Source organism: Streptomyces sp. SolWspMP-5a-2 (assembly GCF_900091845.1).
GTDB lineage: Bacteria > Actinomycetota > Actinomycetes > Streptomycetales > Streptomycetaceae > Streptomyces > Streptomyces doudnae.
This window is the reverse complement of sequence record NZ_FMCI01000193.1, coordinates 1-6,239: the sequence shown is the minus strand read 5'-3', so window position 1 is coordinate 6,239 and position 6,239 is coordinate 1. Positions and strand designations below refer to the sequence as shown.

The 6,239-nt window shown below is 73.4% G+C and carries 7 protein-coding genes; 2 read left to right on the top strand and 5 right to left on the bottom strand.

Going from position 1 to position 6,239, the window contains the following annotated elements; translation table 11 throughout:
• A partial coding sequence (locus tag GA0115242_RS19605) for a DEAD/DEAH box helicase (protein WP_237549167.1) occupies positions 1–1,303 on the bottom strand: 1,303 nt, incomplete at its 3' end.
• Positions 1,304–1,800: 497 nt separating this feature from the next.
• On the opposite strand from GA0115242_RS19605, the gene GA0115242_RS19600 reads away from it, so the two are divergent.
• Entirely contained in the window at positions 1,801–2,547 is a 747-nt protein-coding gene (locus GA0115242_RS19600) for a ferritin-like fold-containing protein (RefSeq protein ID WP_202555530.1), read from the top strand.
• Positions 2,548–2,604: 57 nt separating this feature from the next.
• On the opposite strand, the gene GA0115242_RS19595 is transcribed toward GA0115242_RS19600, so the two are convergent.
• The 4 genes from GA0115242_RS19595 to GA0115242_RS19580 form a co-directional block, all read right to left on the bottom strand.
• The gene (locus tag GA0115242_RS19595) at positions 2,605–2,889 is read right to left on the bottom strand and encodes a hypothetical protein (protein ID WP_093830227.1); all 285 of its coding nucleotides are present in this window, start codon (positions 2,887–2,889) and stop codon (positions 2,605–2,607) included.
• Between the two features lie 192 nt (positions 2,890–3,081).
• Positions 3,082–3,309 carry a DUF3107 domain-containing protein gene (locus tag GA0115242_RS19590; protein WP_093830225.1) on the bottom strand — a complete coding sequence of 76 codons (228 nt, stop codon included), beginning with the start codon at positions 3,307–3,309 and terminating at the stop codon, positions 3,082–3,084.
• Between the two features lie 144 nt (positions 3,310–3,453).
• Complete coding sequence (locus tag GA0115242_RS19585) at positions 3,454–4,098, bottom strand: TetR/AcrR family transcriptional regulator (RefSeq protein ID WP_093830224.1); 645 nt, start codon at positions 4,096–4,098, stop codon at positions 3,454–3,456.
• 211 nt (positions 4,099–4,309) lie between these two features.
• A complete protein-coding gene (locus GA0115242_RS19580) occupies positions 4,310–4,528 on the bottom strand; it encodes a hypothetical protein (RefSeq protein WP_093830223.1) in 219 nt (72 codons plus the stop codon).
• Between the two features lie 164 nt (positions 4,529–4,692).
• Here GA0115242_RS19580 and GA0115242_RS19575 point away from each other — a divergent pair, with 164 nt between their 5' ends.
• Entirely contained in the window at positions 4,693–5,745 is a 1,053-nt protein-coding gene (locus GA0115242_RS19575) for an alpha/beta fold hydrolase (protein WP_093830221.1), read from the top strand.
• Positions 5,746–6,239: the final 494 nt, after the last annotated feature.

Here is a 6,239-nt window from a genome sequence, read left to right as displayed (position 1 = left end):
CGGCCCCGCCGCGGGTGCGGCGACGGCGGCGCGGGGTGCGGGCCGGACGCTCCTGCTCGGCGGGACGGGACTCGCCGCCCCGGCCGCCGCGACCGCGCGGACCGCGCCCGCCGGTCTCGCCGAGGTCCTCCAGCTCCTCCGCCGCGAGCCCGGCGCGGGTGCGCTCGGTGCGCGGCAGGACGCCCTTGGTCCCCTCGGGGATGCGCAGCTCCTCGAAGAGGTGCGGGGAGGTGGAGTACGTCTCCGGCGGGTCGTTGAAGGTCAGCTGGAGTGCCTTGTTGATGAGCTGCCAGCGGGGGATGTCGTCCCAGTCGACGAGGGTGATCGCCGTACCCGAGTTGCCCGCGCGGCCGGTGCGGCCGATGCGGTGCAGGTACGTCTTCTCCTCCTCGGGGCACTGGTAGTTGATGACGTGGGTGACGCCCTCGACGTCGATGCCGCGCGCGGCGACGTCGGTGCAGACGAGGACGTCCACCTTGCCGTTGCGGAAGGCGCGCAGCGCCTGCTCGCGGGCGCCCTGGCCGAGGTCGCCGTGGACCGCGCCGGACGCGAAACCGCGGCGCTGGAGCTGCTCGGCGATGTCGGCGGCGGTGCGCTTGGTCCGGCAGAAGATCATCGCCAGCCCGCGGCCCTCGGCCTGGAGGATGCGGGAGACCATCTCCGGCTTGTCCATCGAGTGCGCGCGGTAGACGTGCTGCGCGATGTTCGCGACCGTCGCCCCGGTGTCGTCCGGCGTGGTGGCGCTGATGTGGGTCGGCTGCGACATGTACCGGCGGGCCAGGCTGATGACCGCGCCCGGCATCGTGGCCGAGAACAGCATCGTCTGCCGCTTGACGGGGAGCAGGTTGATGATCTTCTCGACGTCGGGCAGGAAGCCCAGGTCGAGCATCTCGTCGGCCTCGTCGAGCACGAGCGAGCGCACGTGCTTGAGGTTGAGCTTCTTCTGGCCCGCGAGGTCGAGCAGCCGTCCCGGGGTGCCGACGACGACGTCGACACCCTTGCGGAGCGTCTCGACCTGGGGCTCGTAGGCCCGGCCGCCGTAGATCGCCGTCACCCGGACGTTGCGGACCTTGCCCGCGGTCTGGAGGTCGTTGGTGACCTGCTGGCACAGCTCGCGCGTCGGGACGACGACGAGGGCCTGCGGGGCGTCGGTGAGCTCCTCGGGGCGGGCGCGTCCGGCCTCCACGTCGGCGGGGACGGTCACGCGCTCGAGGAGCGGGAGGCCGAAGCCCAGCGTCTTGCCGGTGCCGGTCTTGGCCTGGCCGATGACGTCACTGCCCGAGAGGGCGACCGGGAGCGTCATCTCCTGGATGGGGAAGGGGGTGATGATGCCGACGGCTTCGAGGGCCTCGGCCGTCTCGGGAAGGATTCCGAGATCTCTGAACGTCGTAGTCAGGGTTTTGCCTCTTCTGTGTACGCGGCGCGAGGCGAGCGCGGGGGTCTTCCGCAGACCGTGCTGGGGACGTCGGCTGCCTTACGGGCGTGCCGTAAAGACACGGGACCACTACCAACGCTCTAGCGCTCGTACCGCTGAGGGTGTCCCCCCGGTCGTCGTACGCGAGGTGCCGTACGGCCACGGAGGGCTGTCGGGTCGGAGCCGATCGGGCCACCGACCGGGCATCCTCAAACGTGCGGCCCGTCGAGACGCATCGGCTTCGGGAGCCGAAGGTACTCAGCAGGGCGCATTACCACCATACCCCGGAATCGCGCACATGCGTTGGCCGATTCCGTCACGTCGTCGTCGTCACAGTGACTGACCAGGGACTTCCGCCGCCCGGCAGGCGGGCTATTGTGCGCTCCATGACCACCTCTGACACCCCTGACAACGCCTCCGGCGAAGCCGTCGCCCACACCGGAGTCGCCGCCCAGGACTGGACGACCGCCGCCGCAGACCCGCAGTACCGCGCCGCGGTCGTCGATCTGCTGGGGGCGCTCGCGTACGGGGAGCTGGCGGCGTTCGAGCGGCTCGCGGAGGACGCCAAGCTGGCGCCGACGCTGGCGGACAAGGCGGAGCTGGCGAAGATGGCGTCGGCGGAGTTCCACCACTTCGAGAGGTTGCGCGACCGGCTGACGGAGATCGGCGAGGAGCCGACGGGCGCGATGGAGCCGTTCGTCGCCGCCCTCGACGGCTTCCACCGGCAGACCGCCCCGTCGGACTGGCTCGAGGGCCTGGTCAAGGCGTACGTCGGCGACTCGATCGCCAGCGACTTCTACCGCGAGGTCGCCGCCCGCCTCGACACCGACTCCCGCGAGCTGGTGCTCGCCGTGCTCGACGACACCGGGCACGCGGAGTTCGCCGTCGAGAAGGTGCGGGCCGCGATCGACGCGGAGCCGCGGGTCGGCGGGCGGCTCGCGCTGTGGGCGCGGCGGCTGATGGGCGAGGCCCTGTCGCAGTCCCAGCGGGTCGTCGCCGACCGGGACGCGCTGTCGACGATGCTCGTCGGGGGCGTCGCGGACGGCTTCGACCTGGCCGAGGTCGGCCGGATGTTCTCGCGGATCACCGAGGCGCACACCAAGCGGATGGCGGCGCTGGGGCTGGCGGCCTAGGGCGAGGCTACTGGCGTCCCGCCGCGCGGGCGGACGGCGCCGCTTCCGCGGCCTGCCCTAGCCGATCGGCTGCGCGGGCGCGGAGCCGCGGCGCAGCCGGCCCGCCGGGCGCAGCAGCAGGGACAGGGAGGCCGCCGAGACGACGGCCGCGCCGATCAGGTCGACGGACGGACCGCCGGGGCCCAGCGCGCTGTGCGTGACGAAGGCGCCGAAGAGGGCTCCGGCGACCCCGGTGGCGAGCACCAGGGAGACGGCGGGCAGCCGGTGTGCCAGGCGGCGGACCGCCACTGCCGCCAGCACGAGGCCGAGCGCGGCGGAGCCGAGTGCGTCCAACAACAACAAGGGGTGCCTCCCACACGGCCACAGTCGTATCGCGGTCGTAGCCGGTCATACCCGTGACCTGCGGAATGCAATCCTCGCCTGTGCGCGCGGTGTGTGCCAGATGTGGAGGGCCGTGCGGGGGGTGCCCGGTGGTGCGCACGCGTGAGAGGGGCCCGGCGACAACGTGTCGCCGGGCCCCTCTCACGCGAGTGCCTACAGCGCGCCGAAGCCCACCTTGCGCGGGGCGGCCTCGCCCAGCTCGACATAGGCGAGACGCTCGGCAGGAACGAGGACCTTGCGGCCGTGCTCGTCCACGAGGGTCAGCAGCTGTGACTTCCCGGCGAGTGCGTCGGCCACGGTCCGCTCGACCTCCTCGGCACTCTGACCGCTCTCCAGAACGATCTCGCGGGGCGCGTGCTGCACGCCGATCTTGACCTCCACGGCTATGTCCCTCCGACGGTCGGTAAGCGCGCGACCTGGCCGCGCCGTACCCGCACACATTAGCCCGGTGAGGGGACGTACAGGCTCCGCGCCGGAAACGCCAGGAGCGAACACCGCGCGCGTGCCCGCCGCCGGCGGCTCCGGTCAGTGCTGCTGGTCGGTGCCGTGCAGCGGGAATCCGGCGATGCCGCGCCAGGCCAGCGAGGTGAGCAGCTGGACCGCCTGGTCGCGGGGGACGCTGCGGTCGCTGTGCAGCCAGGAGCGGGCCACCACCTGGGCGAGACCGCCGAGACCGGAGGCGAGCAGCATCGACTCGGCCCGGGAGAGCCCGGTGTCCTCCGCGATGACCTCGCAGATCGCCTCGGCGCACTCGGTGGTGACCTTGTCGACCCGCGCGCGGACGGCGGGTTCGTTCGTCAGGTCCGACTCGAACACCAGTCTGAAGGCGCCGCCGTCGTCCTCGACGTAGGCGAAGTACGCGTCCATGGTGGCCCGCACCCGCTGCTTGTTGTCGGTCGTCGACGCCAGCGCCGCGCGGACCGCCTGGATCAGCGACTCGCAGTGCTGGTCGAGGAGGGCCAGGTAGAGGTCGAGCTTGCCGGGGAAGTGCTGGTAGAGGACGGGCTTGCTGACCCCGGCGCGCTCGGCGATGTCGTCCATCGCCGCCGCGTGGTAGCCCTGGGCCACGAAGACCTCCTGGGCGGCGCCCAGCAGCTGGTTGCGCCGGGCACGGCGCGGCAGGCGTGTGCCGCGCGGGCGTGCCGCCTCTGTCTGCTCGATGGCTGTCACGCCGCCTCCCTGTGTCGTCCGCGTGCGGTGTGCGTCGCCCGGCCATCGTACTTTTCGGTAACCGTGCTGTGCGCGGTGCGCGCGCAGAATTTCACGGACCGGACGGCGGCGAAAGCGGCGTAGAAGGTTTCGAAACGGGGTGGAGCGGGCAGCATGTCGCCTCCGTCCGGCGCGCGCGTGCCGGACGCGGTCCGCCGCGTGCCGTCCCCCGTCAGCGGTAGTCGTCCTCGTCGAGGGAGACCACCCGCGCCTGTTCGGCGAGGTCGGCCTCGTCGGCCCGGTCCCGGTCCGCCTCCTCCAGGGGGTCGTCGCGCTCCGGCGTGACGGAGGTGTGCTGCTCGGCGGCGTCGCGCTCGGGTGCCTCGACGTCCCTCTCGGAGGGGGCGTCGGTGTCCTCGAAGGTGGCGGGGTCGCTGGGGTCGACGGCCATGGTGGGCTCCCTTCCTCTGGACGGCCCCGGGAGCGCGGGGGCGGCAAGCGGGTGCCCTCCTTCAGAGCCTAGGAGACGCGGGGTCCGGACGCTATGCGATGAGCCCACGATCTGTGACGGCGAACACATGAGCCAGTGCGTGATCGTCTCGTAACATTGCCCGCATGTCTTCGACCGAGCTGCCGGCAGGGTCGGCGTCCGTGGCCAACGTGCTCCCGAGGGTGGCGCCCGTCCGGGTCGCCGAGGGGGAGCGGCTCAAGTCGGTCGAGCTGCCCGGCTTCACCCTGACGGTCAGAGCCCGGCCCCCGGTCCGCCCGGGGCTGCCGCCCGCCCTGTACGTGCACGGTCTGGGGGGTTCGTCGCAGAACTGGTCGGTCCTCATGCGGGAGCTGGAGGACACCGTCGACGGCGAGGCCCTCGACCTGCCCGGCTTCGGCGACTCCCCGCCGCCGGACGACGGCGACTACACCGTCGGTGGGCACGCGCGCGCGGTCGTGCGCCACCTGGACGCGTCCGGGCGCGGTCCCGTCCACCTCTTCGGCAACTCGCTCGGCGGCGCGGTCGCCACCCGGGTCGCCGCGCTCCGCCCCGACCTGGTGCGCACCCTCACCCTGGTCTCGCCCGCGCTTCCGGAGCTGCGCGTCCAGCGCTCCGCGGTGCCCACGGCGCTGGTCGCGGTGCCCGGAGTGGCCCGCCTCTTCACCCGGTTCACCCGCGAGTGGACGGCCGAGCAGCGCGTGCGCGGGGTCACCGCCCTCTGCTACGGCGACCCCGGCCGGGTCTCGCCCGAGGGCTTCCGCGACGCGGTGCAGGAGATGGAGCGACGGCTCCAACTGCCGTACTTCTGGGACGCGATGACGCGCTCCACGCGCGGGATCGTCAACGCGTACACGCTCGGCGGGCAGCACAGCCTGTGGCGGCAGGCCGAGCGCGTCCTGGCGCCGACCCTGCTCGTCTACGGCGGCCGGGACCAGCTCGTCGCCCACCGCATGGCCCGCAAGGCCGCCCGCGCCTTCCGCGACTCCCGGCTGCTGACTCTCCCGGACGCCGGGCACGTGGCGATGATGGAGTACCCGCAGGAGGTGGCCCGCGCCTTCAGGGGGCTGCTTTCGGACACGGCGGACGAGGCCGTCCCGGTCGCCGATTCGCGCACCGCGGTCCTCGTGTCCGAGACTGACGGCGGTGACGGGAACGCCGTCGAGAGCGCGGGGAGCTGAGGGGCGAGTGGGACGCCACAGCCGACGCGGCGCCGAGAAGGCCGCCGCCAAGGAGGAGACCGCGGGCGCCGCGGCGGGCCGGGACAAGGGCGCGAGAGGCCCTGACGGCACGCCACGTCCGGCGCCCGGCAGGCTCCCTGACGGTCCGCGGGGCCGAGCCGTCGAACCGCTGCCCACCAGGCCCGTGACACGGACGGCTGAGCCCGCGTCACATCCCGGCGGTCCGGGGCCCGCGGACGGCACCGGTCACCGCGGCGGCGGCCCGGGGCACCCGGAGACCGGCGGCGGCCCGCGCCGGTCCGGCTTCGGTCCCCGGCCCGTGGACGGGACCCCCGCGCGCGGCGTGCCGCACCTCCAGGACGGCACGCCGGCGCACGGCGTCCCGCGCTTCCAGGACGGCACGCCCGCACACGGCGTGCCGCGATTTCCGGACGGCGTTCCCGCGCACGGAGCATCCGATCGCACGGACGGCGGTCGTCCCCGGCCGCGGGTTT